Raw genomic sequence first — 26039 nt, 5'->3', positions numbered from 1 at the left:
ATCAGTTGCTGAACGGGAGCCGCTGGAGCCGTTGACCCACCTCGGTATTCCGGTGGCGCGACTCTGAAAGCCTGGTGAATTCCCGGTTCCGCCGTTCTGCCACGACGGCGGCGAGGAAGTCGTCAGGCCCGGTCCCCGGCGGCGGGGCAGGTGATACGTGCGCCGACAGTTCAGCGGCGATCGCCGAGGCCATCCCCGCCCTGGACTGCGGTGCCATCCGGCCGGCCTGGCGGATGAACTGCGCGGCCCTGCGCGCCGTGGCGTCCGGGATCCGGCCAATGTCCGCGGCCCCTGCCCAGGGTTGCAGGTGGGGCGGCACGAACACGCGGATTGCCTCGTCGGCGGGCACCCGGCTGCGGACCGCGTAGGTGCCGGCCAACATGTCGCCCAGCCGCCGGGATTTGTCATTGAAAAGCGCTACGGCACACGCCAGGCCGCCGAACGTCAGGTAGATTTCGAGGAATCCGGTAAGCCCCCGGATCAAGGCGTGCCGGAACCTGATACTGCCGCCGTCCTCGCGGACAACCCTCAGCCCGGTGGCCAGCTTGCCCAGCGACCTGCCCCGGCTCAGTGTCTCGACGCCCACCGGCACGACGACGAGGCAGAACACCGCTGCGGCCAGGGCCAGGGCACGCGCGGCGGCCTCATCCAGGCCTTTGCCGGCGGCCGCCAGGCCAAACATGAATCCCACCAGCAGGACCACATGGAAAACGACGTCGATGACCAGGCCCAGTGCGCGGGCGGCGAAGGTGGCCGGACGAAGTTCGAGTACGACTGCCTCGCCGGTGATGATCGGACTCACTGCGTCCCTGCCCTTCGCAGCTGGTGATGCGGACGACCGCATGGTGCGGACGGTCAAAGTCTAATGCCGGGCGCTAGGCTGTAGCCGTGGATATGGACGCCTTCTCCGCCGTCAATGCGGACAAGTGGTCGCGGCTGAAGGAGCTCGCTGCCAAACGCAGGCTCTCCGGCGCCGAGGCCGATGAACTGCTGGCCCTGTACCAGTCCGCGTCAGGGCATTTGTCGCTGGTCCGCTCCATCGCGCCCGAGAGCGCATTGTCCGCCTCCCTCTCCGCCACGCTCGCCCTGGCCAGGACCCCGCTTCACCGGTGCAAGGTCCAATGCCACGGCCGACCTCGCAAGGTTCTTCGTGGCGGCCCTGCCGGCGGCGCTGTACCGCCTGAGGTGGATCACGCTGGCCTGCGGGGCAGTATTCGTCCTTGTCGCTGCCGCCTACGCGGCGTGGATCGGGACATCACCGGACGCGCTGCGTGCCGTGGCGTCTGAGACTGCCGCTGCGCAGTACGTCGACCAGGATTTCATCAACTACTACTCGGAAAATCCGGCAGCGTCCTTCGCCGGTGCGGTGTGGACCAACAACGCCTGGATCTGCGCGCAGGCTGTGGCACTTGGTATTACCGGTGCTTGGGTGCCGATGATCCTGTTCAACAACGCCCAGGGGGTGGGCATCGCGGCCGGGATCTTCGCGTCGGCCGGTAAATCCGACGTCTTCTTCAGCTACATCCTGCCGCACGGCCTGATGGAGCTCACCGCTGTGTTCGTGGCTGCGGCCGCTGGTCTGCGGATCTTCTGGGCGATGGTCTCACCGGGCCCGCGGACCAGGAGCCGCGCCGTCGCGGAAGAGGGCAGGTCGCTGGTCACGGTGGCCCTGGGACTGGTCCTGGTGCTGTTCGTCTCGGGCCTGGTGGAAGGCTTCGTCACGCCCAGCCCGCTGCCGGCCTGGGCCAGGATTGGCATCGGTGCGGCGGTTCTTTCGGCTTACTGGGTCTACGTACTGGTGTGGGGCCGGCGGGCCTTCATGGCCGGGGAACGCGGGGACCTCCGCAGCGAAGACGCCGGGTACACGGAAATCGCTGCCTGAATCGTTGTAATCCAGCCGGGGTGGTTCCTCGCCCAGCAGAAGTTCCGGAAGGTAGGCTCGAAGGCAGAATGAATCGCGCCGGCAGACTGGGACCGGTGCGGAACCCGACGGAAGTGACGCTGCTGTGAACGACGAAACACCGGCCCGCGCCAAAAGCGATGCGCCGCAGGCGGAACCACTCCTGGACAGCTCCGGGGATTCCGACGAGCCCGCGTTTTCCTGGCTGGCGCCCGCCGGCGGCAAGAACTCCGGCCGGGAAGAAGCCGTGGAAGAAACCAAAGCACCGCAGCCTGACAGCAGGGCCGGCCGCAGGGCGGCGGAAACCGCCGTCGGCTCCTCAAGCGCCGGATCGTCAGGGGCCGGGACCCCGGCCGCCGGGTCCACGCCGGAAGCTGCCGGCACCTCCGCGGATGAGACCCGCGGAAGCGCCGGCTCGCAGGTCTTCAAGGAGCCACTGCCCACCTCCGCACTGCATGTCCGCCCGCCCGAGGAAGAGGTGGAGCGCCGCAACGCCCAGCGTGAAAGCGCCGCCAACGCCAAGCCCGTGGCGCCCCGCGTCATGCAGGTCCTGCTGGCCATCATCTCTCCCGTGATCCTCCTCATCCTGGCCGTCCGGGCCGTGACCAGCCCGCTCTTCCTGTGGGTGGAGTACAACCGTCCCGGCTTCCCCGGCGACGGATACGGCTTCAGCACCGACGACAGGATGACCTACGGTTCCTATGCCGTGGACTACCTGAGTAATTGGGCCGGCCCGCGGTACCTGGGAGACCTGGTGCAGCGCGGCGGCGAAAAGCTCTTCAAGGACGGCGAAGTCAGCCACATGGCGGACGTCAAGGTGGTCATCCTCTCCACCTTCGGCGCCGGCACAGCGCTGCTCATCCTCGCCCTGATCGCCATCTTGTACCTCCGCAAGCGCAGCACCGGTGGGATCCGGCGCGCCCTCTTCGCCGGTTCGATCATCACCCTGGTGCTCATCCTGGGCCTGGGCACGCTGGCGGCCCTGGGCTGGCAGCAGTTCTTCACCGAATTCCACCGGATCTTCTTTGCCGACGGGTCCTGGACCTTCAGCCTGGACGACACCCTGATCCGGTTGTTCCCGAGCCAATTCTGGATTGATGCCGGCATCGGAATCGGCGGCATGGTGCTCCTGGCGTCCATCATTACGCTGGTGCTGACCTGGCCGACCCGCCGCCGTCGCGGTATTGTCCGGGAAGAAACAAGCGCCGCCGCGGAACCGGCAACGGTGGATCAGCCGTAGATCCTGGCGATCTCCGCCTGGTACTCCTTGACCACGGCGGCACGCTTCAGTTTCAACGACGGCGTCAGGTGCCCGGATTCCACGCTGAATTCGGTATTGAGCAGCGCAAAAGTCCGCACCGACTCGGCCTTGGACACCAACTGGTTGGCCAGGTCCACCGCTTCCTGCACGGCGGCCAGGACCTGGGGATCGCGAGTGGCTTCGCTGAGGGCGAGCGGGGGCAGGCCACGCTCGGCCCGCCAGTTGGCCACGCCTTCCGGGTCCAGGGTGAGTAAAGCGGACACGAACGGCTTCCCGTCACCCACCACCACCGCATGGCCCACCAGCTGATGGGCTCGGATCTTCTCTTCCAGCGGCCCCGGCGCCACGTTCTTGCCGCCCGCGGTGACCAGCAGGTCCTTCTTCCGGCCGGTGACGGTGAGGAAGCCGTCCTTGTCCAGCACGCCAAGGTCTCCGGTCCTCAAGAAGCCGTCCACGAACGCCTCGGCATTCGCGGCCGGGTTGGCGTGGTAACCCCGGAACACGCCGATTCCCTTGACCAGGATCTCGCCGTCCTCGGCCACACGGATGGTGGTGCCCGGGACGGGGATCCCCACCGTCCCCACCTTCGTGCGGGACGGGGTGTTGGCTGTGCACGGTGCCGTGGTTTCGGTGAGCCCATAACCTTCCAGGACGGGAATGCCCACGCCCCTGAAGAAGTGCGCGTCCTCGGAGGCAAGTGGACTGGCTCCCGATACGGTGTATCCCACCTCGCCACCGAGCGCCTGCCGCAGCCGGGGATAGACCAACCGGTCGAACACGGCGTGCCGCACGCGGTTGAGCAGCCCGGGGCCGGGACCCTCTCCGCGGTTCTGCCGGTCCTGCGCCCGTGAGAACTCGATGGCTGCCGCCGAGGCAGCCTCGAACAGCCGGCCCTTGCCCGCCACCGCGGCCTTGTGCGCCGCCGTTGCCCGGACTTTCTCGAAGATCCGCGGCACCACCAACAGGAACGTCGGCCGGAACGAGCCAAGATCCTCCAGCAACTGCGCAGCGCCGGGAGTGTGCCCCAGGGTTGCCCCGGCGGTAAGGCACACCACCTGCACGGCCCGTGCCAGCACATGGGCCAACGGAAGGAACATCAGCGTGCGTGCCTGGTCCTTTTGCAGGATTTCCGGCAGGAACGCAACGATGTTCTTGGCTACCAGTGCGAAGTTCCCGTGCGTGATCTCGCATCCCTTGGGCTTGCCCGTGGTGCCCGACGTGTACACCAGGGACGCCAGGTCGTCCAGGCGGGCGCGGCTGCGCTGCCGTTCCAGCTCGGCGTCGCTGACCCCTGCGCCGGCAGCGGCGAGGCTGGCAAGGTCCGGGGCCTCGCCGTCGTAATCCATCCGCACCACGTTGACCAGGCGGTCCCTGAGCGCGGCAGAGCCGGCCAGGACGCCGGCCACGAGCTGCACCGTGGCGTGGTCACCGGCGAACACCCGGCGGACCCCAGCGTCCTGGATGATCCACTCCACCTGGCTGGCGGATGACGTTTCGTAGATCGGCACGGTGACGCCGCCGGCGAACCAGATGGCAAAGTCCACCAGTGTCCACTCATAGGAGGTACGGGCCATCACGGCCACCGTGTCGCCGGGTTCGAGGCCGCCGGCGATGAGCCCTTTGGCCAGGGCGCTGACGTCCTGGAGGAACTTCTGCGCGGAAACGTCCACCCAGCCGTTTGGGCCCTTGCGCCGGTACAGGGCGTGGGCCGGGTTGGCGGCGTGCTGCTCCAGCAGCAGGTCAGTCACGTTGCTGTTGGCATCAAGCTCAACCAGCAGTTCCGTGCTCGCTTCTCTCACAGCAGGTCTCCGTTTCCGCTGCTACGCCGCGGCGGCGTCTCCAACAGGTCTCTGTTGCCATCCTGCCCTAGATCCAGGACGGCATCCACATCCGGACTTTCCAGTCGACATAGGGGATGACTTCGGCGGTCCAGATCGGGTAGAAGAACGCCGAAAGCAGGACGACGGCGGCAAGGTACAGCGCCACCAGGTACAGGCCGGAGCGGAGCCGCCAGGGCGGGTCGGTGGCGCGGCCCAGGACCAGGCCCAGGCAATACACCAGGGCAAGGATCAGGAAGGGCTCAAAGGACACCGCGTAGAAGTAGAACATGGTGCGCTCGGGGTACATGAACCACGGCAGGTATCCCGCCGCCACGCCCGCCAGCACCGCGCCCGCGCGCCAGTCCCGGCGGCCCGCCCACCAGAACAGCAGGACCACCAGGGAGATGGCGGCCGCCCACCAGATCAGGGGGTTTCCAACGGACAAGATGGCGGAGGTGCACTTTTCCACGTCGCAGCCGGGGGTGCCCTGCGGAGGGGACTCATAGAAGAACGACGTCGGCCGTCCCATCACCAGCCAGCTCCAGGGGCTTGCCTGGTACGGGTGCTCGGAGCTCAGGCCCTGGTGGAACTTGTAGGCTTCCAGGTGGTAGTGGATGAGGGACCGGACGGAATCGGGGAGCCAACCCCACTCGGTGGAGGGATTGCTCTCGGCCCAGTGGCGGAAGTAGGCGTTGTCCGAGAGGAACCAGCCAGTCCACGTGGCCGAGTAAACGATGCCTGCCACGGGTACCAACGCGCCGAAGGCGGGGATGCCGTCACGGATGACACCGCCGCTGATCCAGCCCCGGATGCCCGCTACCCGGCGCGCGTTGAGGTCCCAGAGCACCGTGAGGATACCGAACCCGGCGAGGAAGAAGAGGCCTGACCACTTGGTGCCCACTGCCAGGCCCAGGCAGATCCCGGCGGCGACCCGCCACCAACGGACCCCAAGCCAGGGCCCGGCCAGCAGGGCCCCGCCCGGCGGTTGTCCGCCGTTCGCGGCGGCAGTCCGCGCCAGCCGCGCTGCCAGCCGACGGCGCCCGTCGTCCCGGTCCATGAGCAGGGCGCCGAACGCGGCGAGGATCCAGAACGTCAGGAAGATGTCCAGGAGCGATGTGCGGGACATCACCAGGTGGTGGCCGTCGACGGCGAGGAGCAGCCCCGCGGCGCCCGCCAACGGAAGGGAACGGAACAGTTTCAAGGCGATCAGCGACACCAGCAGCACCGTGAGGGTCCCCGTCAGCGCCGCTGCGAAGCGCCAGCCGAACGGATTGTCCGGCCCGAAGAGCCACATGCCTGCCGCGATCATCCATTTGCCCACCGGCGGATGGACGACGTACTCCGGGGTGTTCAACAAGACATCGGGGTTGCCGGTGTTGAACGAGTCGTTGGCCTTGTCCGGCCAGCTCCGCTCGTAACCGCTGATCAGGTAGGAGTACGCATCCTTGACGTAGTACGTCTCGTCGAACACCAGCTTGTGCGGCACCTCGAGGTGGACGAACCGGAGGACACCGCCGATGAGCGCCGTCAGGACAGGGACCAGGACGAACCACAGGCGCAGCGACGCCGGGTAGTCCCGCCAGGACGAGTGCGCGCCCAGAAGCCGTGCCGTCAGGGCCGGGACGGTAAACGCCTCGTCCGGCCGGCTGATCCATCGATGGGCCTGCTCCTTGCCCTCCACGGCTGTTGCCGCAGCTCCGGCCGGGGACGGCGGCCGGGTGGGTTCACCGGCGCCGGCCGGCCGCGTCGAGGTCTGCGTCACGAGCCCCATGCTACCTTTTGCGGCTGGAAGACCCGGCAGCAGTAGGCTGGGTGGGTGGACCCGAACCCCAGCACCCTTCCTGATCCAGGCCCGTCGACGACGGGACGGATTGTCCTTGCCGCCACCCCGATCGGGAATACCGGTGATGCCTCCGCGCGCCTCGTGGAACTGCTGGGCACCGCCGACATCGTGGCGGCAGAGGACACCCGCCGCCTGCACCGCCTGGTCCAGAGCCTGGGGGTGGAAGTGTCCGGCCGGGTTATCAGCTACCACGAGCACAATGAGGCAACCAGGACGGCCGAGCTCCTTGACCAGGTGCGGGCGGGCAGCACGCTGGTCATGGTGACCGACGCGGGCATGCCGGCGGTCTCAGACCCCGGCTTCCGGCTGGTGGAGGGCGCCATCGCGGCCGGACTTCCCGTCACTGCGGTTCCGGGTCCCTCCGCGGTGCTCACTGCCCTGGCGCTGTCCGGCCTGCCCACAGACAGGTTCTGCTTTGAAGGGTTCCTTCCCCGCAAGGCAGGCGAACGGGCGTCGCGACTGGCTGACCTCTCCGCGGAGCGCCGCACCATGGTGTTCTTCGAGGCCCCGCACCGGCTGGAAGCCATGCTCCGGGCGCTGCGGGAGCGGTTCGGTCCGGACCGGCCCATCGCGGTGTGCCGTGAACTGACCAAAACGTACGAGGAAGTGATCCGCGGAACCATCGGCGAACTCCTCCAGTGGGCGGAAGGTAACGAGGTCCGCGGCGAGATCGCGGTGGTCCTGGGCGGGGCTCCGGAACAGGCGGCCGGGAAGCCGGAGGACCACGTCGCTGCCGTCAACGAGCTGGTGGCCCAGGGCATCCGGCTGAAGGAGGCCGTGGCCGCGGTTGCCGAGGACGTCCGGGTCAGCAAGCGCGAGCTCTACTCGGCAGTCCTCGCCGCCCGCTGACGACCGCTCCCCGGAGCGCTTCTGCATCTGTGCAGGTGCACAGTACCGGGCCGATTTGGCAGTGCGCAACGGCGTAGACCGGGGGAGGGGCCCGCAGTAGTCTGGCTGTTAATCAGCCCAATGATCCCGGTCACTCCGGCCGCGGCGCAGGGCTGCCAGAAACCCTACTGACGAGGGAGTCATCGTGACTGTCACTGCACAGCCGGCCGTTACCGCCGAGCGCGAAACCCGGCTTTTGGCCTCCGTTCCCACCGGGCTGCTCATCAACGGTGAGTGGCGCGACGCCGCTTCGGGCAAGACGTTCGACGTCGAGGACCCCGCTACCGGGAAGGTGCTGCTGAGCATCGCCGACGCCGGCCCCGAGGATGGTGCTGCAGCCCTGGACGCGGCCGCTGCGGCCCAGGAATCCTGGGCGAAGGTGCCGCCCCGTGAACGCGGCGAAATCCTCCGCCGGGCCTTCGACCTCGTGACCGAACGGGCCGAGGACTTCGCACTGCTGATGACCCTGGAAATGGGCAAGCCGCTGGCCGAGGCCCGCGGCGAAGTAACGTACGGCGCTGAGTTCCTGCGCTGGTTCTCCGAGGAAGCCGTCCGGGCCTTCGGCCGGTACTCGGTCTCCCCGGACGGCAAGTCCCGGCTGCTGGTGACCAAGAAGCCGGTGGGCCCGTGCCTGCTGATCACGCCGTGGAACTTCCCGCTGGCCATGGCCACCCGCAAGATCGCCCCGGCCGTGGCCGCCGGCTGCACCATGGTGCTGAAGTCCGCCAACCTGACGCCGCTGACGTCCCAGCTGTTCGCCGCCGTGATGCAGGAAGCCGGCCTGCCCGCCGGTGTCCTGAACGTCATCCCGACCTCGACGGCCGGGGCCACCACCGGGCCGCTGATCAAGGACTCCCGGCTGCGCAAGCTCTCCTTCACCGGCTCCACCGAAGTGGGCCGGCGCCTGCTCTCGGACGCATCCGAGACCGTGCTGCGGACCTCCATGGAACTGGGCGGGAACGCCCCGTTCGTGGTCTTCGAGGACGCCGACCTGGATGCGGCCGTGACCGGTGCCATGCTGGCGAAGCTGCGGAACATGGGTGAGGCCTGCACCGCCGCCAACCGGTTCATCGTGCACGAGTCCGTGGCAACCGAATTCGCGGAGAAGTTCGCTGCGAAAATGAAGGACATGACTACCGCCCGCGGTACCGAACCCGAGTCCAAGGTGGGCCCGCTGATCGATGCCAAGAGCCGGGACAAGGTCCACGAGCTGGTCTCCGATGCCGTCGCCTCCGGTGCCAAAGCCGTCCTGGGCGGCGCACCGGTGGAAGGGCCGGGCTACTTCTACCAGCCCACCATCCTCTCCGGCGTCACTGAGGGCACCCGGATCCTCTCCGAGGAAATCTTCGGCCCCGTTGCCCCGATCATCACCTTCAGCAGCGAGGACGAAGCGGTGAGGCTGGCCAACAACACCGAATACGGGCTGGTGGCCTACGTCTTCACCAAGGACCTCAACCGAGGCATCCGTATGGGTGAGCGGCTCGAGACCGGCATGCTCGGCCTGAACGCCGGCGTCATCTCCAACGCCGCTGCACCGTTCGGCGGAGTCAAGCAGTCCGGACTGGGCCGCGAAGGCGGCCTCGAAGGCATCGAGGAATACCTCTACACCCAGTACATCGGCATCGCCGACCCCTACGCGGGATAGCTCCGGCGGTTCCATTTCCACACGTGCCGGCCGGGACTTTTCCCGGCCGGCACTTTTTGGTTTACCGCCCGCCCGTCCCGCGAACGCCGTCGTCCGCCGCTGCCCCCGGACGTCCCGCAACCGGTGCTCCGTCCTGTGCGGTGGAACGGCTGTTTCGGGCATGGGCGGCCACGTGGAAGGCTTTCCGGATGCCCGTGCCGGCCGCCCGGAACGGCACGTCAACGAGCAGACCCAACCTGCGGATGACCGACGGAGGAAGCCAGGCCGCCCGCAGGCGGCGGGGCAGGGTGGCGTTCTGCCGGAGGGAGTCCGCCAGGGCGGCGACTCCGGCCTTGATGTCCTGGGCGGCCGGGTGCGCCCGGCCGCGGGTCGGCGGGGAGCCGTCGTCCGGGCGGCCGTACCTGTGGTGCTCGAAGGCGGAGGTGAGCAATGCCACGGCCTGGTGTGCCTCACGGTCCATGCCGTCGGGTTCGCCCAGCAGGGTTTCCCGGAACCGGGCCGAATACGCCCGGGGAGACTCGCTGGGTCCGGCCGGCAGGCCGTAATCGGTGCCAAGGTCCGTCAGTTCATTCCACGCCAGCGGGACGGCCTGATCCGGCGATCTTGGGTTCAGCCGCCGCGTCCTGGTGGCGGAACGGGCCAGGTGCGGTGCGGCCGCCAGGAGCAGCACGCCCAGCACCGCGGCTGCACTGAGGAGCCACGGCATCACGCGGGCGGCATCGCCCTCGCCGCTGCCGGTGCCTCCGGGAACCGGGAGGGCGGTGGCGCTGGCGGAGGCGGAGGGCGCCGGGGCGGCATCCGGGACGAGGCCGTCATTGTTGCCCAGGGTATCCGGGACGGCGGGCGCCGGTCCGTCGACGGCGTAGTCCGGGACCACGCCCCGCGACGGCGTAGGTTCGAACGGAACCCAGCCCAGGCCCTGGAAGTACAGCTCGGGCCAGGCGTGGGCGTCGCGGGCGTCAGCCTCGTATTCCGGGAGCGCACCTTGCCCGGCCACCGTTATGGTCGCCCCGGTCAACCTGCCGGGGGCATAGCCCACGGCGATCCTGCTGGGAATTCCTTCCAGCCGCGCCATTACGGCCATGGCGGAGGCGTAGTGGATGCAGTATCCGCTCTTTTGCTGCAGGAAGTCCGCCAGGACAGAGAGGCCGTTTCCGTCATAGCCGCCCTGTACCGGGGACTGCAGGGAGTACGTGAACTCGGAGGATCGCAGGTACCTCTGGATGGCCATGGCCTTTTGGTACGGTGTCCCTGCGGCACCGGCTACTGTCTTGGCGGTGGTTTTGACGATGTCCGGGACATTGCCCGGAATCCGGCTGAAGTCGTCAGGGATACCGCGGACGGGCCCGGAAGCCTGGGCAAGGAGGGCGGCCGAGAGCTTTGGCTCCGTCGACGTCACGACGTATTCCTGGCGCCGGGTGGTGGTGTCGGTACCTTTGATGCTCAGGGTGGCAGGGTCCCACGTCCACTCGCCGCCGAGGCCCCGGATGGTTTCCGGCGCATAGGGGACCGGCAGGTAGGGACTCGTGAAGGATCCGGTGTCGACGGCGGTGACCACGCGCACCTGCTCGTCCGCGAGGACTGCGTAACCGGGGTCGATCCGGCCGTCCAGCGGGACCCGGGACGCGGTGCGGTCATCCGGGCCCCAGGAGTCGCCGTCGAAGTTGTCGACGGTGACCGAACGCAGGTAGAGGGGGGTGGCCGAATTCGTGGCGTAGGTGATCCTCCCGCTCCCGTCCGGTGCACGGAGGCTGCTTCCCAGCGTGATCATCGGGTTCAGGCCGGCGGTGCCGCCCCACGGATTGAGCCTTGACCCTTGCGGGAAGGTGCCCTGGTCGAAGCCGGGAATGGCAAGTGGCAGCAGCAAGGTGGCCACCAGGGCCACGGCCCCGGTCAGCGCTGCGCGCCTGGCCAGGCCGGGGCTGCGGGGCGCGCCGGGCTGTATCCGTCCGTCCGGGGCAAACCCCTGGCTGCAGGCCAGGATCAACAGGTAGCCGGCTGCGGTGGCAGCGAAGCTCCATGCGCCCACGCTCTGGGGCTTGATCATGGCCGGAACCACCAGCAACGCCAGCAGGCCCGTCCCGGAGGCGGCCGGCATGCCGAGGGGCACTGCGAGGGCATCCACCAGGATGACGGCCAGGCCAAGCACGGCGCAGACCACCATCACGATTCCAGCGTTCGGAGCCACCGGCGCCGTCTCCGACAGGACGGTCTCGCCGGCCCGCCGCATCAGCCGGTCCAGGTCGGGAAAGGTGGCGCCGGTTGGAAAAACCCAGAGGAAACTTGAACTGCGGAAGAACGTCAGCGTGAGGACGGCAGCCAGGGAGATAAATCCGCCTGCCGCGACCAGGAGGGGCCCGGCGCGGACAGAACGCATGGCTGCCAGGGTCAAACTGACCGCCAGTACGGTGGTCAGGGCGGGCCAGAACCAGTTCCAGCCCCGGAGGACGCCGTTCAGCGACAGGGCCGCCCCGCAGACAGCCACCGAAATCGCCACCGCCATCGCCCATGGATAAGCACCGGCCCTCGCACGGCCCGCAGGCGGTGCCGGATTGTTGTGGGCTTCATGTCCGCTGTCCGCAGGCCGGGCCGGTGCCATAGTCATTTGGCCACTCCTGCTCCGCGGCGGACCTCGGACGCGGGTGCCACGGGCAGGGCCGGGTCCTCGTCGAACTGCCCCCATGCTGCCGTGAGCCGGGCATGCGGCGTCACGGCGGCAGCACGCCAGCCGCGCTGCCGCAGTACGTCCAGCACGCCGTGGAAGTCAGCCGGCTTGTCCACGGCAAGGAGGGCGAAGGCGTTGGTGCCGTACGCGGCCGCGGGTGCCAACGCCGTCGCCTCCTCGGCACTGATCCTTCCCAGCACGGCGATCAACGGTCCGCGCATCCGGTGCGCGCTCAGCTTGTCCATCAGGTGGTCGTCAAAGGCCGGCGGTTCCTGGTCCGCGCCCGGAGCCTTGGTTCCGCTGACAGCCCGGTGCCTCCTGTTCCTGCCCGGGAAGTCCGGGACCCCACCGTCCCGCCGCAGGTGGGATGGCCCGGACAGATGGATCGCGGCCAGGCTTTCGGCAATGGACTGCAGGCCGTAGGTGCCACTGAACTCTTCAGCCGCAGGTTCCGGGGAAGAGGGCGAATGCAGGAAGGCCGGATTACCGCCGGCATCGAGGATGCGGAGGCTGTAATTGCGTTCCGCCAGGTGGGCGCTGACGGACATGGCGGCGACGACCGACCACTCAAAGGTGTCGCTGGTGGCCAGCCCATGGCCGTTTCGACCGGGAAGCCCGGGCATCGTCGTCCCGGTCGCGCCGCCAAACGCACCCGAGCGATGGTCCAGGATGATGGTGGCTTCCGGCGTGGTGACTGATTCCTCCTGGCGGACCATCAGGGCCCCGTGCCTCGCCGTGGCGGCCCAGTGGACCCGGCGCATAGGGTCGCCGTGCCGGTATTCGCGGGTCATGACGTCGTCATCGCTCGGATTGGCGCGGATGCGGGTGGTAGTGACGCCGTCGTTGCCGCGCGCTCCGTCCAGCACCGTGGCAGGCAGCGCGACGGCGGCCGGCGTCACGGTGAGGACATCGCCGTCGTCGATGGCCTGGCGGTGCAGCGATAGACCGAACGGGTCGGTGAACTCCGCCGTGACCGGCCCGATCCGGAACAGGCCGCGGTAGCCCGACGTCAGGTGGTACTCGTAGCGGCTGGTGCCGCCCGCAGCGGAACGGGAAGGAAACCGGAATGCCGGAGCCTGGCCAAATTGCGGGGGCAGCCGCTCCTCCATGGTTACGTGGCCCGTCCCCGGGCCCGTCCTGCCCACCGCAAGATGGACGATGGCCGGGGCGGACGTTTCCACGGTCGAGGGATTGAATTCCCGGTACACCCGGAACTTCGGTTTCACCAGCCGGATCCCGGCCAGGGACACCAGCGGCAGCACCAGCAGCAGCAGTGCCAGGGTCAACAGGTCCCGGCGCCCCATGACCTGCGCAGCGGCCAGGGCGAACGCCCCCGCGGCGAGCATGCCCCAGCCGCGCCTGGTGAACAGGTGCCGGGGAAGCTTGTCCAGGAGCGCCATGGTCCGCCCCTAGCGGTTCCTGCCGCCGGCAGCCGCCGCCGGGCGCGACGCCTGCCCCGGGGGCGCTTGCGGAACGGGCAGCCGGGAGAGGATTTTTTGCAGGACGCTGTGCGGGTTTTCCCCCGCGCCGGCGGCCTTCCGGTCGACGATAATCCGATGCGCCAGCACGGCCTCGGCGACGCCTGCGACGTCGTCCGGCAGGACGAAATCGCGTCCGTCCAGCGCAGCCGTGGCCTTGGCCGCACGCAGCAGCTGCAGCATGGAACGGGGGCTCGCACCCAGCCGGAGCAGGGGGCTTTCCCTGGTGGCGCGGCCCAGCGAGACGGTGTATTCCTTCACGGCCGCCGAAACGTAGACCTGCTGGACGGTGGTAGTCATCGCCGCCACTTCAGACGCCGTCACCACCGGGGTGACAGTGGCCAGCGGTGATACCGCCTGGTGGGTCTCAAGCATTTCGATCTCGGCGTCCTTGTCCGGATAGCCCATGGAGATCCGGGCCATGAAGCGGTCCCGCTGTGCCTCCGGCAGGGGATACGTGCCCTCCATCTCGATGGGGTTCTGGGTGGCCACTACCATGAACGGTTCGTCAAGCTTGTAGGTGTTGCCGTCCACCGTCACCTGGTGCTCCTCCATGCACTCCAGCAGGGCGGACTGCGTCTTGGCGGAGGCGCGGTTGATCTCGTCACCAATGACGATGTTCGCGAAGACGGCGCCGGGCCGGAATTCAAAGAGCCGTGAGGCCTGGTTGTAAATGGACACACCGGTCACGTCCGAGGGCAGCAGGTCCGGGGTGAACTGAATGCGGTTGACGGTGCAGTCGATGGTCCGGGCGAGCGTCTTGGCCAGGAGGGTTTTTCCGACGCCGGGAACATCCTCCACCAGCAGGTGGCCTTGCGCGAGCAGGACAGTCAGCGCCAGCTTGGCGGCATCCGACTTGCCGTCGATCACCGTGTTGACTGTGGTGAGGATGCGTTGGGCCGCGGCGTGGAACGCCTCCGCGTCCATGGCCGCGGGCCGGTGCCCGTTCAGCCTGCTGACGGCATCCGTGACGCCGGCCAGGTTGAGGTTCGGTGCGCTCCCATCGTTGGCAGTGCGTCGGTGGGGTTCCATCGGCAACCTTTCAGCCCGGGTTTCGCCTGGACGGGACAGCAAGCCTGCCTTCGCCCGTCGGTGGGGCGTGCGCGTGTGTTCGTTCCAGACTACTAACACAACTGCCGTGCCTGACAGAGAGTTCCGGCAAATATGCCACCGCTTTGGGCGGCTAGGCTGGTTGGATGTGCAATCCGCTGACTCCCGCCGCCTACCGGGCGCCCGACTCAGGGCCTGCGGATCCGGAAGCTCCGGCCCGCAAGCAATATCCGCCCGCTCCCGAACCCCTGCCCGTACCGGTCATGGACAACCACACCCACCTGGACTTCCCTGATGGAACGGCGCCGGTGGGAATCAAGGCCGCGCTGGACGCGGCAGCAGCGGTAGGGGTCCAGGGGGCGGTCCAGGTGGGCTGCGACCTGGAGTCGTCACGGTTCACGGTGGAAGCCGTGCAGCAGGACCAGCGGCTCCTGGGAGCCGTTGCCCTGCACCCCAACGATGCTCCGCACTACGCCGCCAGGGGCGAACTGGAGGCGGCCCTCGCAGAGATCGAGAGCCTCGCGGCGCATCCCCGGGTCCGGGCGATCGGCGAGACGGGGCTGGACTTCTACCGTACGGAAGGTGAAGGGCTGCGCCACCAGGAGTATTCGTTCCGGCGGCACATCGACATCGCCAAGCGTTTGAACCTCACCCTCCAGATCCATGACCGGGACGCGCACGACGACGTGGTGCGGGTGCTGCGGGAGGAAGGCGCACCGGACAGGGTGGTGTTCCACTGCTTCTCCGGCGACGAGGACCTTGCGAGGACCTGCAACGAACAGGGGTGGTGGATGTCCTTCGCCGGGACCCTGACCTTCAAGAACGCCGCGAATCTTCGCGCCGCGCTCGCCGTTGCTGACCGCGGGCTCATCATGGTGGAAACGGATGCCCCGTTCCTGACCCCGCATCCGCACCGGGGGCGGCCAAATGCCAGCTACATGGTCCCGTATACGGTCCGGGCCATGGCAGAATTGACAGGCTCCGACCTCGCCGGCCTGTGTAACGCCATCAGCGAAAATACCGTGCGGGCTTACGGATCCTGGGCCTGAAAACCTTGCCCGTTCCGTGATCGACGACCATACCTGGTATGCAAAAATGTTGGTCGCTTTATAACGCTACGGTTACAGTGGACAACTATTAGCCGGGGTCGGGGAAGGCCAACGGGTAATTTCGCTCCATTTGAAGCCGCTCCGGGCACGTCAGTTCCCGGCCATGCCGCTGTGTGGAGTGTGGCGGTGCATCGATGCCCGGACGGTCTTTTTGAGGTTGCTCCGGGCATTTTATTGCGCGATTCCCCGTGCCCGGACGGACCTAGAGTTACGGGCAATCGTGATCAAGTTCTTCACATCGGACGGCAAGTTCAGCTATATCAAGGTTGGCGCCCAACTGCTGGTGCTCTGCGGTCTCGTCGCAGGCCTCGTGGCTTTCGTGGGCAATAACAAAACAATCACGCTCAACGTGGACGGCAAGACCTCGTCCGTGCAGTCCTTTGGTGGAACAGTGGCGCAGGTGGTCAAGAGCGCCAACCTGGACCTGAAGCCCAGCGACCGCGTATCGCCTTCGCTGGACGCTTCCGTGCAAAACGGCACCGTCATCAACGTCAATCAGGCCAAAGAGGTCAAGGTCAGCCTTGACGGGGCCGAAAAGACGGTCAACACCACGGCCCGGGATGTGGAAGACCTCGTGACCGAGCTCGGCGTCGCCAGCGCATCGGCCGTCTCGGTGCCCAAGGATGCCACGCTGGCACTGGCCGGTTCCTACGTCTCCATCTCCACACCCAAGACCATCAGCATCGTGGCCGATGGCAAGGTGAACACCGCCACCACCACGGCTGCAACCGTAGGCAAGGTCCTCGAGGATGCCGGCGTTACCCTCGGCGCCAATGACCGGTCCTCCCAGCCGGCCAACGCCGACGTGGTGAACAACATGGTCATCAAGGTCTCCCGGGTGGACACCAGCCAGACCGCTGTTACCAGCGAAGACGTGCCGTTCCAGACCGTTACCGCTGAAAGCGCCGACATGCTCAAGGGTGACAAGCAGGTGACCCAGGCCGGGGCCGCCGGAAAGATTGAGCGCACCTTCAAGCTGGTGCTCGTTGACGGCAGGGAAGCATCGCGCACCCTCGTGTCCGAGAACGTCGCCGTGCAGCCGGTTACCGAAAAGGTCACCGTTGGCACCAAGGCCAAGCCCGCCCTCGAAGCCGCACCCGCGGCAGCAGGTGCCAACACCGGTGCGGCCGCGCCGGCCATGATGAACGAAGCCATGTGGGACAAGATTGCCCAGTGTGAATCCACCGGAAACTGGAGCATCAACAGCGGCAACGGCTACTACGGCGGCCTCCAGTTCGACATCCGCACGTGGATCGGAGCCGGCGGCGGGGCGTATGCCCCGAACGCCAGCCTGGCCACCAAGGCCCAGCAGATCGATATCGCCAACCGCGTGTACGCCCAGCGCGGGCTGTCACCGTGGGGCTGCGGCTGGGCAGCCAGCAGCTGATTCGGCTGACAAGCACGAAGCACACAGCGTGGCCGGGCCCGGATATCCGGGCGCCCGGCCACTGCCGTTAAGCCGACCGGGTGGACCTGCCGAGCGGGATAGGATACCTAGGTGACTGAACCGATCCCCGCCGTGCCCGCACCGTTGTTCGGCGCCTCCGACATCCGACGGCTGGCAGAGGAAATCGGGATCAGGCCCACGAAAACCCTCGGCCAGAACTTCGTGATCGACGGCAATACCATCCGGCGGATCGTTACCGCCGCCGGAGTGGGGCCGGAGGAGACCGTCCTTGAGGTCGGGCCAGGGCTTGGCTCCCTGACCCTGGGGCTGCTCGACGCTGCGGCGGCCGTGGTCGCCGTCGAAATCGATCCGGTCCTTGCAGCGAAGCTTCCGGAAACAGTCAAGGAATGGCGCCCCGCCGCCGCCGGGGCGTTCCACCTGGTCCACGCCGACGCCATGAAGGTCACCGGGTTGCCGGTGGAACCTACCGCCCTGGTGGCCAACCTGCCCTACAACGTGGCGGTTCCGGTGGTGCTGCACCTGCTGCAGCATTTCCCAAGCCTGCGGCACGGACTCGTGATGGTGCAGGACGAGGTGGCGGACCGCCTTGCCGCAGGCCCGGGGTCCAAGACCTACGGGGTACCGTCGGTCAAGGCCGCCTGGTACAGCCAGATGCGCAAAGCCGGCGTGATCGGCATGAACGTTTTTTGGCCGGCCCCCAAAATCCATTCCGGCCTGGTGGCCTTTACCCGCCGCGAGCCGCCGGCCACCACTGCCACCCGCGAACAAGTGTTTGCAGTGGTGGACGCAGCCTTCGCGCAGCGGCGCAAGACGCTTCGGGCCGCGCTCGCCGGCTGGGCAGGCGGTGCTCCGGAAGCGGAACGCTGCCTGGTTGCAGCGGGCGTGGACCCCACTGCCCGCGGCGAGGTCATCGATATCCAGGCCTTCGCCAGGATCGCCGAAGCCAGGGAATCACGGCCGTGAACGCCCCGGCAGGCCGCTTCGCGGCCAGGACCGTCCGGGTCAAAGCACCCGGCAAGGTCAATGTATCCCTGGCGGTAGGCCAGCTCCGGCCGGACGGCTACCACTCGGTCGCCAGTGTCTACCTCGCGGTATCCCTCTATGAGGAAGTTGCGGCCACCAGCACCGCGACTCCCGGGATCACGCTTAGCCTGAGCCCCGAAAGCACCCTGGACCTCGACGCCGTCGACATCCCCCTGGACAGCAACAACCTGGCCTACAAAGCAGCGGCGATCATGGCTGATGTTTCCGAGCACGCCACCGGCGTGCACCTGGAGATCACCAAGCGCGTCCCCGTGGCCGGCGGCATGGGTGGGGGCTCAGCCGACGCCGCCGCCACGCTCCTGGCCTGCGACGCCCTTTGGAACAGCGGGCTGTCCCGGGAAGAATTGGCCCATCTTGCCGCGGAACTGGGCGCGGACGTTCCCTTCTCGCTGCTCGGCGGCACCGCGGTGGGCCTGGGTTTGGGCGACAAACTTTCCCCTGCCCTGGCCAAGGCCCAGACCCACTGGGTGCTGGTGGTGGCCGACTACGGCCTGTCCACCCCGGAGGTGTACCGCACCCTTGACAGGCTGCGGGACGCCGAAGGCCTCACCGCGGACGAGCCCACCGGCGTCGACCCGCACATCCTGGCGGCCATGCGCAGCGGTGACGCCGAATCCCTGAGCCGCGTCCTGGTCAACGACCTGCAGCGCGCCTCCATCTCCCTATCCCCGGCACTGCGCGATACGCTGGGCATCGGTGAATCCCATGGCGCGATCGCCGGAATCGTGTCCGGTTCCGGCCCCACCGTGGCCCTGCTCGCCGACGACCCCGTGGCGGCCGAGGCACTCGCCGAGGATCTTCGGCACCAGGGCCTGGCGGCCCTCCACGTGCACGGCCCCGTCCCCGGGGCGCGCATCATCTCTGATACACACCACTAGACCCCTTAGTTCGGCAGCAGAAAGCAGTTCCTTTTGGCACACCTTCTTGGCGGCGAGAACCTCACAGTCTCCTACGCGACCCGTACCGTCCTGGACGGCCTCACCCTGGGCCTTGAGGAGGGCGACCGGATCGGGATGGTGGGCCGGAACGGCGACGGCAAGTCCACGCTGATGCGGCTGCTGGCCCTGCGCTCCACGCCTGATTCCGGCCGTGTGACCAAGCGCGGCGACGTCAACGTGGGGTATCTGGACCAAAGCGACGTGCTCGACGGCGACCTGACGGTAGGTGCCGCGATCGTGGGGGACCAGGCGGATTACGAATGGGCGCGCAACCCGCAAATACGCGAAATCATGGGCGGCCTGGTGTCCGACGTCGACTGGCATGCCAACGTGCACGCCCTTTCCGGCGGACAGAAGCGGCGGGTGGCCCTGGCCAAGCTGCTGATCGAGGACCACGACGTCATCATGCTCGACGAACCCACCAACCACCTCGACGTCGAAGGCGTTGCCTGGCTTGCCCGACACCTGAAGACGCGCTGGCGGGCCAACCAGGGCGCCTTCCTGGTGGTCACCCACGACCGCTGGTTCCTGGACGAGGTCTGCACCAAAACCTGGGAAGTGCATGACGGCATCGTGGACCCCTTCGAGGGCGGTTACGCCGCGTACGTCCTGGCCCGCGCGGAACGGGACCGGATGGCGTCCGTGGTGGAAGGCAAGCGCCAGCAGCTGGTCAAGAAGGAGTTGGCGTGGCTTCGCCGCGGCGCACCGGCCCGGACGGCCAAACCCAAGTTCCGGATCGAGGCCGCCAACGCCCTCATTGCCGATGTCCCCGCACCGCGCGACTCGATGGCGCTGAACAAAATGGCCACCGCCCGCCAGGGCAAGGACGTGCTGGACCTGGAAAACATCTCCCTGAACTTCCGGGGCGACGACGCCGGCCGGAAGCTCTTCGACAACATCACCCTCCGCCTGGCTCCGGGCGAGCGGCTGGGGCTGGTGGGCGTCAACGGTGCCGGCAAGACCACCCTGCTGAAGCTGCTCAACGGCGAGATCACGCCCGACGCCGGGAAGCTCAAGCGGGGAAAGACCGTGGTCACGGCGGTTCTCACGCAGGAGGTCAAGGAGCTCGACGCCGTAGCGGACCTGCGCGTCATCGAGGTCATTGAGCGGGAGAAACGGTCTTTCAACGTGGGCGGCAAAGAATTCACCGCAGGCCAGTTGGTGGAGCAGCTTGGTTTCACCAACCAGAAGCAGTGGACACCGGTGAAGGACCTGTCCGGCGGTGAGCGGCGCCGGCTGCAGCTGCTGAGGCTGCTGGTGGGGGAGCCCAACGTCCTGATGCTCGACGAGCCAACCAACGACCTTGATACCGACACCCTCGCCGCCGTGGAGGACGTCCTGGACGGCTGGCCCGGCACCCTGGTGGTGGTCAGTCACGACCGCTACCTCCTCGAACGCGTCACCGACCACCAGATGGCCCTGCTGGGCGACGGCAAGCTCCGCGGCCTGCCCGGCGGCGTGGACCAGTACCTTGAGTTGCGCGAAGCAGCCCTGGCCGGTTCGACCGTCACCGGCGGCGGAAACCCCGTGACAAGTGCCGGCCAGGCGCCCGCCACAGACGGAACATCCGGGCCGTCCGAGGCCGAGAAGCGGGACGCCCGCAAGGCCCTCAACAGGATCGAACGGCAGCTCAAGAAGCTTGACCAGCAGGAGAAAAAACTCCACGACGACATGGTCAAAAGCACGGAGAAGTCCGATTTCGACGCACTCGCCGAACAAAACCGGCAACTCAAGGACCTGGCCGACGAGAAGGACACCCTGGAACTGGAGTGGCTGGAGTCCTCAGAACTCCTCGGCGACTGACAAAGGCGACGCGGGCACGAGCGGTGCAGGAGGCCTTCGTGTAGTCGCGCATCGCGGCGAATCGGGCGCCGGAGGTCGCCCAGCGACCGCAGGTGCCCCTATGCGTTGTGTCTAAGCGACGGCGAAGGGCTCCTGTGCCGCGGCCGGAACCACGGCCAGGCGCTCAGGATTCAGACTGCAGCTCCGGGTCCTTCTTGAGGCCAGTCAGGCCGTTCCAGGCGAGGTTGACCAGGTGCGCGGCCACCGTCTGTTTGTCCGGCTGGCGGCTGTCCTGCCACCATTGGCCGGTCATGGCTACCATGCCGACGAGCATCTGCGCGTACATGGCGCCGTCCTCACCGCTGAAGCCGCGGCGCGAGAATTCGTCGGAGAGGATGTGTTCCACCCGTGCGGTGACGTGGGAGAGCAGGGTAGAGAAGGCGCCCTCGGGCTGGGACGGGGGAGCGTCCCGCATGAGGATCCGGAAGCCCTCGGTGCGTTCCTCAATGTAGGTGAGCAGGGCCAGGGCGGCGCGTTCGACGAGGACACGGGGTTTGGCTTCCTCGGTGAGGGCGTTATTAATGGCGTCCAGCAGGATGTGGAACTCGCACTCCACCACCTGCGTGTACAACCCCTCCTTGGACCCGAAGTGCTCGTAGATGACCGGCTTGGACACTCCCGCGCTGGCAGCGATCTCCTCAATCGTGGTCCCGTCGAGCCCACGGGCGGCGAAAAGGCCGCGGCCGACGTCGATCAGCTGGCTTCGCCGCTGCAGGCCGGTCATCCGCATCCGCGGCGGGTTGTTGCTCACGTTCCCATCATGCCCCACCGTCCGCGGGGCCGATTCCCCAGCGGCCGCGGGGCCGATTCCGCCCGGCCGGCTGGGCAGAATCGGCCGGTGTCGCGCGGTGCCCTGAACCCATGGCAAAATAGGGACTTGTGCCCGGGCCTTGAGTCCTCCGGCACGGTCCGCTCTGGTGTAATGGCAGCACCCCGGCCTTTGGAGCCGTGGAGTATAGGTTCGAGTCCTATGGGCGGAACTGCTGTGCGAGGAGCGTTCAGTAGGATGGCACCCGGTGCCGGGCGGACAGGCCCGCCGGACACCGCAAAGCGCCAGCACAACGTAGCAAGGAGAGCCCGTACGTGATCCCTGAGAATGCCGGCCCGGCCGCAGTCATCGTTCTGGCAGCAGGCGCCGGCACCCGGATGAAATCGCGTACACCCAAGATCCTCCACGAGATTGGCGGCCTTTCCATGGTGGGCCACGCCCTCCGTGCCGCCCGCAGCATCAACCCGCAGCGGCTTGCCATCGTGGTGCGCCACGAACGTGACTTGGTGGCCGGGCATGTATCGGCGCTGGATCCCGACGCCGTCATTGTGGACCAGGACGACGTGCCGGGCACCGGCCGCGCCGTGGAAGCCGCCCTTGAGGCGCTTCACGCGGAACAGGGCCTGACCGGCACAGTTGTGGTCACCTACGGCGACGTGCCGCTGCTGTCCGGGGAACTCCTGGACGAGCTCGTGGCCGCCCACGAGCGTGACGGCAACGCGGTCACCGTCCTCACTGCCGTCCTGGACGACGCCACCGGCTACGGCCGCATCCTTCGGGGCGAGGATGGCTCCGTCACGGGCATCCGCGAGCACAAGGATTCTTCCGAGGCCGAGCGGCTGATCCGTGAGGTCAACTCCGGGATCTACGCCTTCGACGCGGAAGTTCTCCGCGAGGCCCTGGGCAAGGTCACCACAGACAACGCCCAAGGCGAGAAATACCTCACCGACGTCCTGTCCCTGGCACGCGCTGCCGGTGGCCGGGTTGCCGCCGTCGTCACCGCCGACCGCTGGCAGGTGGAAGGCGCGAACGACCGCGTCCAGCTCGCCGCCCTGGGCGCCGAACTGAACCGCCGCACCGTCGAAGCCTGGATGCGCGCAGGCGTGACGGTAGTGGACCCGGCCACAACGTGGATCGACGCGTCCGTCACGCTCGACGAGGACGTACGGCTCCTGCCCAACACCCAGCTGCACGGCGCTACCGCCGTGGCGAGGGACGCCGTCGTCGGACCGGATACCACCCTGACCGATGTCACGGTCGGCGAGGGCGCAACGGTGATCCGCACCCATGGTTCCGGATCGGTCATCGGCGCACACGCCGCCGTCGGCCCCTTCACCTACCTGCGGCCGGGCACCGTCCTGGGCGAACAGGGCAAGATCGGCGCCTTCTACGAAACCAAGAACGTCACCATCGGCCGGGGGTCAAAGCTGTCCCACCTGGGCTACGCGGGCGACGCCGAAATCGGCGAAGACACCAACATCGGCTGTGGAAACATCACGGCAAACTACGACGGCGAGAAGAAGCACCGCACGGTCATCGGCTCGGGCGTGCGTACTGGCTCCAACACCGTCTTTGTTGCCCCGGTCACCGTGGGGGACGGCGCCTACAGCGGCGCCGGCGCGGTGATCCGCAAGGACGTACCGGCCGGCGCCCTCGCTTTGAGCGTCGCCGCCCAGCGCAACGCCGAGGGTTGGGTCCCCGCGAACCGTCCGGGAACCCGCTCCGCCGAACTGGCCCAGGCGGCCACCAAGAACTCCTCCAGTACCCCGGCATCTACAGAAGAGGGCAAGTAACAATGAGCGAAATTACGGCGCGCGGCGAAAAAAAGCTGGTGCTCGCCTCCGGGCGGGCCCATCCGGAGCTGGCGCGGGAAATCGCCAAGGAACTCGGCACCGACCTTCTTCCGGTTGATGCCTATGACTTTGCGAACGGCGAAATCTACGTCCGCGCGGGTGAAAGCGTCCGTGGCACCGACGCCTTCGTGATCCAGGCCCACCCTGCACCGCTGAACAACCACCTGATGGAACAGTTGATCATGATCGATTCGCTGAAGCGGGCCTCGGCCAAGCGGATCACGGTTGTCTCACCGTTCTACCCCTACGCCCGGCAGGACAAGAAGGGCCGCGGCCGCGAACCCATCTCCGCCCGCCTGGTGGCAGACCTCTACAAGACTGCCGGCGCGGACCGCATCATGAGCGTGGACCTGCACACCTCCCAGATCCAGGGCTTCTTCGACGGACCCGTGGACCACCTGATGGCAATCCCGCTGCTCGCCGACTACATCCGCACCCGCGTCGCGGCCGACAACATCACCGTTGTCTCCCCGGATACCGGCCGCGTCCGGGTGGCAGAACAGTGGGCCGAACGCCTGGGCGGGGCGCCCCTCGCTTTCGTGCACAAGAGCCGGGACCTCACCGTCCCCAACCAGGCTGTCTCCAAGACGGTCGTGGGCCAGATCGAGGGACGTACCTGCGTCCTGATCGACGACATGATCGACACCGGCGGAACGATCTCCGGCGCCGTCAACGTGCTGAAGAACGCCGGCGCCAAGGATGTCATCATTGCGGCCACTCACGCCGTCTTCTCGGAGCCCGCCGCCCGCCGCCTGTCCGAGTCCGGTGCGCGCGAAGTAGTGGTTACGAACACCCTGCCGCTCACCGCTTCCCAGCGGTTCCCGCAGCTGACCGTGCTGTCCATCGCGCCGCTGATCGCCCGCGCCGTCCGTGAAGTGTTCGACGACGGTTCGGTCACCAGCCTCTTCGACGGCAAGGCGTAGTCCCTGGCGGTTGAGCTTGCCGAAACCCAGGCTTGGGCAAGCTCAACCGCCGTTTTCAGGAATCAGGCCCCGCGCTGGTAGGCTTGACCCCGATACCTTGGCGAGGGAGAGCAATGTCTCCGTTATCGACTGGGTCTGCTTGTCCCTTGCTGAGAGGGACTGCCTTCTTGAAGGGCCGCTCACCGGCCGCCCGGCGTTGAAGGTCACACCAGACCTCCGCCCTTGCTGAACACCGTTTCGTCTTCAAGGAGATTTCCATGTCTGAGCAGAAGCTCGCAGCAGAACTGCGCACCGAATTCGGCAAGGGCTACGCCCGCCGCGCACGGATGGCCAACCTGATCCCTGCCGTCATCTACGGCCACGGCGCAGAGCCCATCCACGTCACCCTTCCGGCCAAGGCCACCACCCTGGCCGTCCGCACCGCCAACGCCCTGTTGTCCCTGGACATCAACGGTGAAGGCCACCTGGCCCTGGTGAAGGACATCCAGCGCGACCCCGTAAAGCAGATCATCGAGCACATCGACCTCCTGACCGTCCGCAAGGGCGAGAAGGTCACCGTTGACGTTCCCGTGCACGTTGAGGGCGAGACCGCTCCGGGCACCGTCCACAACCTGGAACTGACGGTTGTGTCCCTCGAAGCCGAGGCCACCCACCTGCCCGAGTCCGTCGTCGTCAGCATCGAAGGCCGCGCCGCCGGCGAACACATCCACGGCTCCGACCTGGTCCTGCCCAAGGGCACCGTGCTGCTGACCGACGCCGAGGCGCTTGTCGTGAACATCTCCGAGGCCGTCGAAAACGCAGTGGAAGAGGAAACCGAAGCTGCGGCCGAGGAAGCTCCCGCGGCAGCCGAAGAAGCAGCCGCAGAGTAAGTACTGCGCACTTCCTGACAGTGGCCGGACCCCGCACGGGGCCGGCCACTGTCGTGTCCGCACAGCGCCGTTCCCGCCCCAACCGCCCCCATAGGATTGATCCATGACTGATACCTGGCTGATCGTCGGCCTCGGCAACCCCGGGGCGCAGTACCAAGGCAACAGGCACAACATTGGCCAGATGGTCCTTGACGAGCTCGCCTCCCGGATCGGCGCAGGCTTCAAGACCCACAAGGCCCGGGCCCAGGTCCTTGAGGGGCGGCTGGGAATCGGCGGCCCCCGGGTAATCCTGGCCAAGCCGATGAGCTACATGAACGTCACCGGCGGCCCGGTCTCTGCCCTGGCCAACTTCTACGGCATCGCCCCGGACCACGTGGTGGCCGTCCACGATGAGATCGACATTCCCTTCAACACGGTTAAGCTCAAGCTTGGCGGCGGCGAAGGCGGCCACAACGGCCTGCGCGATATTTCCAAAGCCCTCGCCACCAAGGACTACCTCCGGGTCCGGGTCGGAGTGGGCCGCCCGCCCGGCCGGATGGACACGGCAGACTACGTCCTGCGCGATTTCGGCACCGCAGAACGGAAGGAATTGCCCTTCCTGCTCGATGACGCGGCGGATGCCGTCGAGTCCTTGCTCCGGGAAGGACTCACCGCCACACAGCAGAAGTTCCACCCCGCCAAGTCCGGATCACGCCAAGCCGAATCGTAAAAGTTCCTTTGTGCCCTGTTTCGTT

19 protein-coding genes, 1 tRNA gene and 1 pseudogene are annotated in these 26039 nt (G+C 67.4%); 14 read left to right on the top strand and 7 right to left on the bottom strand.

From position 1 onward, the window contains the following. Position 1 precedes the first annotated feature (1 nt). Positions 2-802, bottom strand: a complete 801-nt coding sequence (locus QF050_RS17850; protein ID WP_308931615.1) for an RDD family protein — start codon at positions 800-802, stop codon at positions 2-4. An 86-nt stretch (positions 803-888) separates the two neighbouring features. Between QF050_RS17850 and QF050_RS17845 the strand changes: the two are divergent. Then, a pseudogene (locus QF050_RS17845) lies at positions 889-1882 on the top strand (stage II sporulation protein M). A gap of 124 nt (positions 1883-2006) precedes the next feature. Next, positions 2007-3140: a TIGR01906 family membrane protein gene (locus QF050_RS17840; protein ID WP_308931614.1), complete on the top strand. Its 1134-nt coding sequence runs from the start codon at positions 2007-2009 to the stop codon at positions 3138-3140. On the opposite strand, the gene QF050_RS17835 is transcribed toward QF050_RS17840, so the two are convergent. Then, complete coding sequence (locus tag QF050_RS17835; protein ID WP_308931613.1) at positions 3131-4960, bottom strand: AMP-dependent synthetase/ligase; 1830 nt, start codon at positions 4958-4960, stop codon at positions 3131-3133. The two genes, QF050_RS17840 and QF050_RS17835, sit on opposite strands and share 10 nt — an antisense overlap. A 67-nt stretch (positions 4961-5027) precedes the next feature. Beyond that, positions 5028-6752 carry a phospholipid carrier-dependent glycosyltransferase gene (locus tag QF050_RS17830; protein ID WP_308931612.1) on the bottom strand — a complete coding sequence of 575 codons (1725 nt, stop codon included), beginning with the start codon at positions 6750-6752 and terminating at the stop codon, positions 5028-5030. Between the two features lie 45 nt (positions 6753-6797). Between QF050_RS17830 and rsmI the strand changes: the two genes are divergently transcribed. Continuing rightward, positions 6798-7673 (top strand): 16S rRNA (cytidine(1402)-2'-O)-methyltransferase, encoded by an 876-nt coding sequence (gene rsmI / locus QF050_RS17825; protein WP_308931611.1) that lies wholly within the window; start codon positions 6798-6800, stop codon positions 7671-7673. 184 nt (positions 7674-7857) lie between these two features. Continuing rightward, on the top strand, positions 7858-9357 hold the full coding sequence (locus QF050_RS17820) for an NAD-dependent succinate-semialdehyde dehydrogenase (RefSeq protein ID WP_308931610.1): 1500 nt from the start codon (positions 7858-7860) through the stop codon (positions 9355-9357). Positions 9358-9418: 61 nt separating this feature from the next. Here QF050_RS17820 and QF050_RS17815 read toward each other — a convergent pair whose 3' ends face one another. From QF050_RS17815 to QF050_RS17805, 3 genes are read right to left on the bottom strand one after another with little or no spacing between them, the layout of a single operon-like run. After that, the gene (locus QF050_RS17815) at positions 9419-11962 is read right to left on the bottom strand and encodes a DUF3488 and transglutaminase-like domain-containing protein (RefSeq protein ID WP_308931609.1); all 2544 of its coding nucleotides are present in this window, start codon (positions 11960-11962) and stop codon (positions 9419-9421) included. Next, positions 11959-13422: a DUF58 domain-containing protein gene (locus QF050_RS17810; protein WP_308931608.1), complete on the bottom strand. Its 1464-nt coding sequence runs from the start codon at positions 13420-13422 to the stop codon at positions 11959-11961. Before QF050_RS17810 ends, QF050_RS17815 begins: the two co-directional genes overlap by 4 nt. A gap of 9 nt (positions 13423-13431) precedes the next feature. Beyond that, positions 13432-14532 (bottom strand): MoxR family ATPase, encoded by a 1101-nt coding sequence (locus tag QF050_RS17805; protein WP_308931607.1) that lies wholly within the window; start codon positions 14530-14532, stop codon positions 13432-13434. Between the two features lie 164 nt (positions 14533-14696). Between QF050_RS17805 and QF050_RS17800 the strand changes: the two genes are divergently transcribed. The 5 genes from QF050_RS17800 (at position 14697) to QF050_RS17780 (ending at position 20852) form a co-directional block, all read left to right on the top strand. Beyond that, positions 14697-15599 (top strand): TatD family hydrolase, encoded by a 903-nt coding sequence (locus QF050_RS17800; RefSeq protein WP_308931606.1) that lies wholly within the window; start codon positions 14697-14699, stop codon positions 15597-15599. Between the two features lie 280 nt (positions 15600-15879). Continuing rightward, positions 15880-17046, top strand: coding sequence for a ubiquitin-like domain-containing protein (locus tag QF050_RS17795; protein ID WP_308931605.1), 1167 nt, complete (start codon positions 15880-15882; stop codon positions 17044-17046). 111 nt (positions 17047-17157) lie between these two features. Continuing rightward, positions 17158-18030, top strand: coding sequence for a 16S rRNA (adenine(1518)-N(6)/adenine(1519)-N(6))-dimethyltransferase RsmA (gene rsmA / locus QF050_RS17790; protein ID WP_308931604.1), 873 nt, complete (start codon positions 17158-17160; stop codon positions 18028-18030). Continuing rightward, on the top strand, positions 18027-18989 hold the full coding sequence (locus QF050_RS17785; RefSeq protein ID WP_308931603.1) for a 4-(cytidine 5'-diphospho)-2-C-methyl-D-erythritol kinase: 963 nt from the start codon (positions 18027-18029) through the stop codon (positions 18987-18989). Before rsmA ends, QF050_RS17785 begins: the two co-directional genes overlap by 4 nt. 33 nt (positions 18990-19022) lie before the next feature. Beyond that, the gene (locus QF050_RS17780) at positions 19023-20852 is read left to right on the top strand and encodes an ABC-F family ATP-binding cassette domain-containing protein (RefSeq protein WP_308931602.1); all 1830 of its coding nucleotides are present in this window, start codon (positions 19023-19025) and stop codon (positions 20850-20852) included. A 163-nt stretch (positions 20853-21015) separates the two neighbouring features. On the opposite strand, the gene QF050_RS17775 is transcribed toward QF050_RS17780, so the two are convergent. Beyond that, positions 21016-21642 carry a TetR/AcrR family transcriptional regulator gene (locus tag QF050_RS17775; protein WP_308931601.1) on the bottom strand — a complete coding sequence of 209 codons (627 nt, stop codon included), beginning with the start codon at positions 21640-21642 and terminating at the stop codon, positions 21016-21018. Between the two features lie 157 nt (positions 21643-21799). On the opposite strand from QF050_RS17775, the gene QF050_RS17770 reads away from it, so the two are divergent. The 5 genes from QF050_RS17770 (at position 21800) to pth (ending at position 26014) form a co-directional block, all read left to right on the top strand. Next, positions 21800-21871 (top strand) — tRNA-Gln (locus QF050_RS17770). Between the two features lie 103 nt (positions 21872-21974). Next, complete coding sequence (gene glmU / locus QF050_RS17765; protein ID WP_308931600.1) at positions 21975-23453, top strand: bifunctional UDP-N-acetylglucosamine diphosphorylase/glucosamine-1-phosphate N-acetyltransferase GlmU; 1479 nt, start codon at positions 21975-21977, stop codon at positions 23451-23453. A 2-nt stretch (positions 23454-23455) separates the two neighbouring features. Continuing rightward, complete coding sequence (locus QF050_RS17760; protein ID WP_308931599.1) at positions 23456-24436, top strand: ribose-phosphate diphosphokinase; 981 nt, start codon at positions 23456-23458, stop codon at positions 24434-24436. Between the two features lie 257 nt (positions 24437-24693). Then, positions 24694-25305, top strand: a complete 612-nt coding sequence (locus QF050_RS17755) for a 50S ribosomal protein L25/general stress protein Ctc (RefSeq protein WP_308931598.1) — start codon at positions 24694-24696, stop codon at positions 25303-25305. Positions 25306-25408: 103 nt separating this feature from the next. Next, the gene (gene pth / locus QF050_RS17750) at positions 25409-26014 is read left to right on the top strand and encodes an aminoacyl-tRNA hydrolase (RefSeq protein WP_308931597.1); all 606 of its coding nucleotides are present in this window, start codon (positions 25409-25411) and stop codon (positions 26012-26014) included. Positions 26015-26039 lie beyond the last annotated feature (25 nt).

It is taken from the genome of Arthrobacter sp. SLBN-112, from assembly GCF_030944625.1.
In the GTDB taxonomy this organism is placed as follows: Bacteria; Actinomycetota; Actinomycetes; order Actinomycetales; family Micrococcaceae; genus Arthrobacter.
This window is presented reverse-complemented; position numbering and strand designations above follow the sequence as displayed.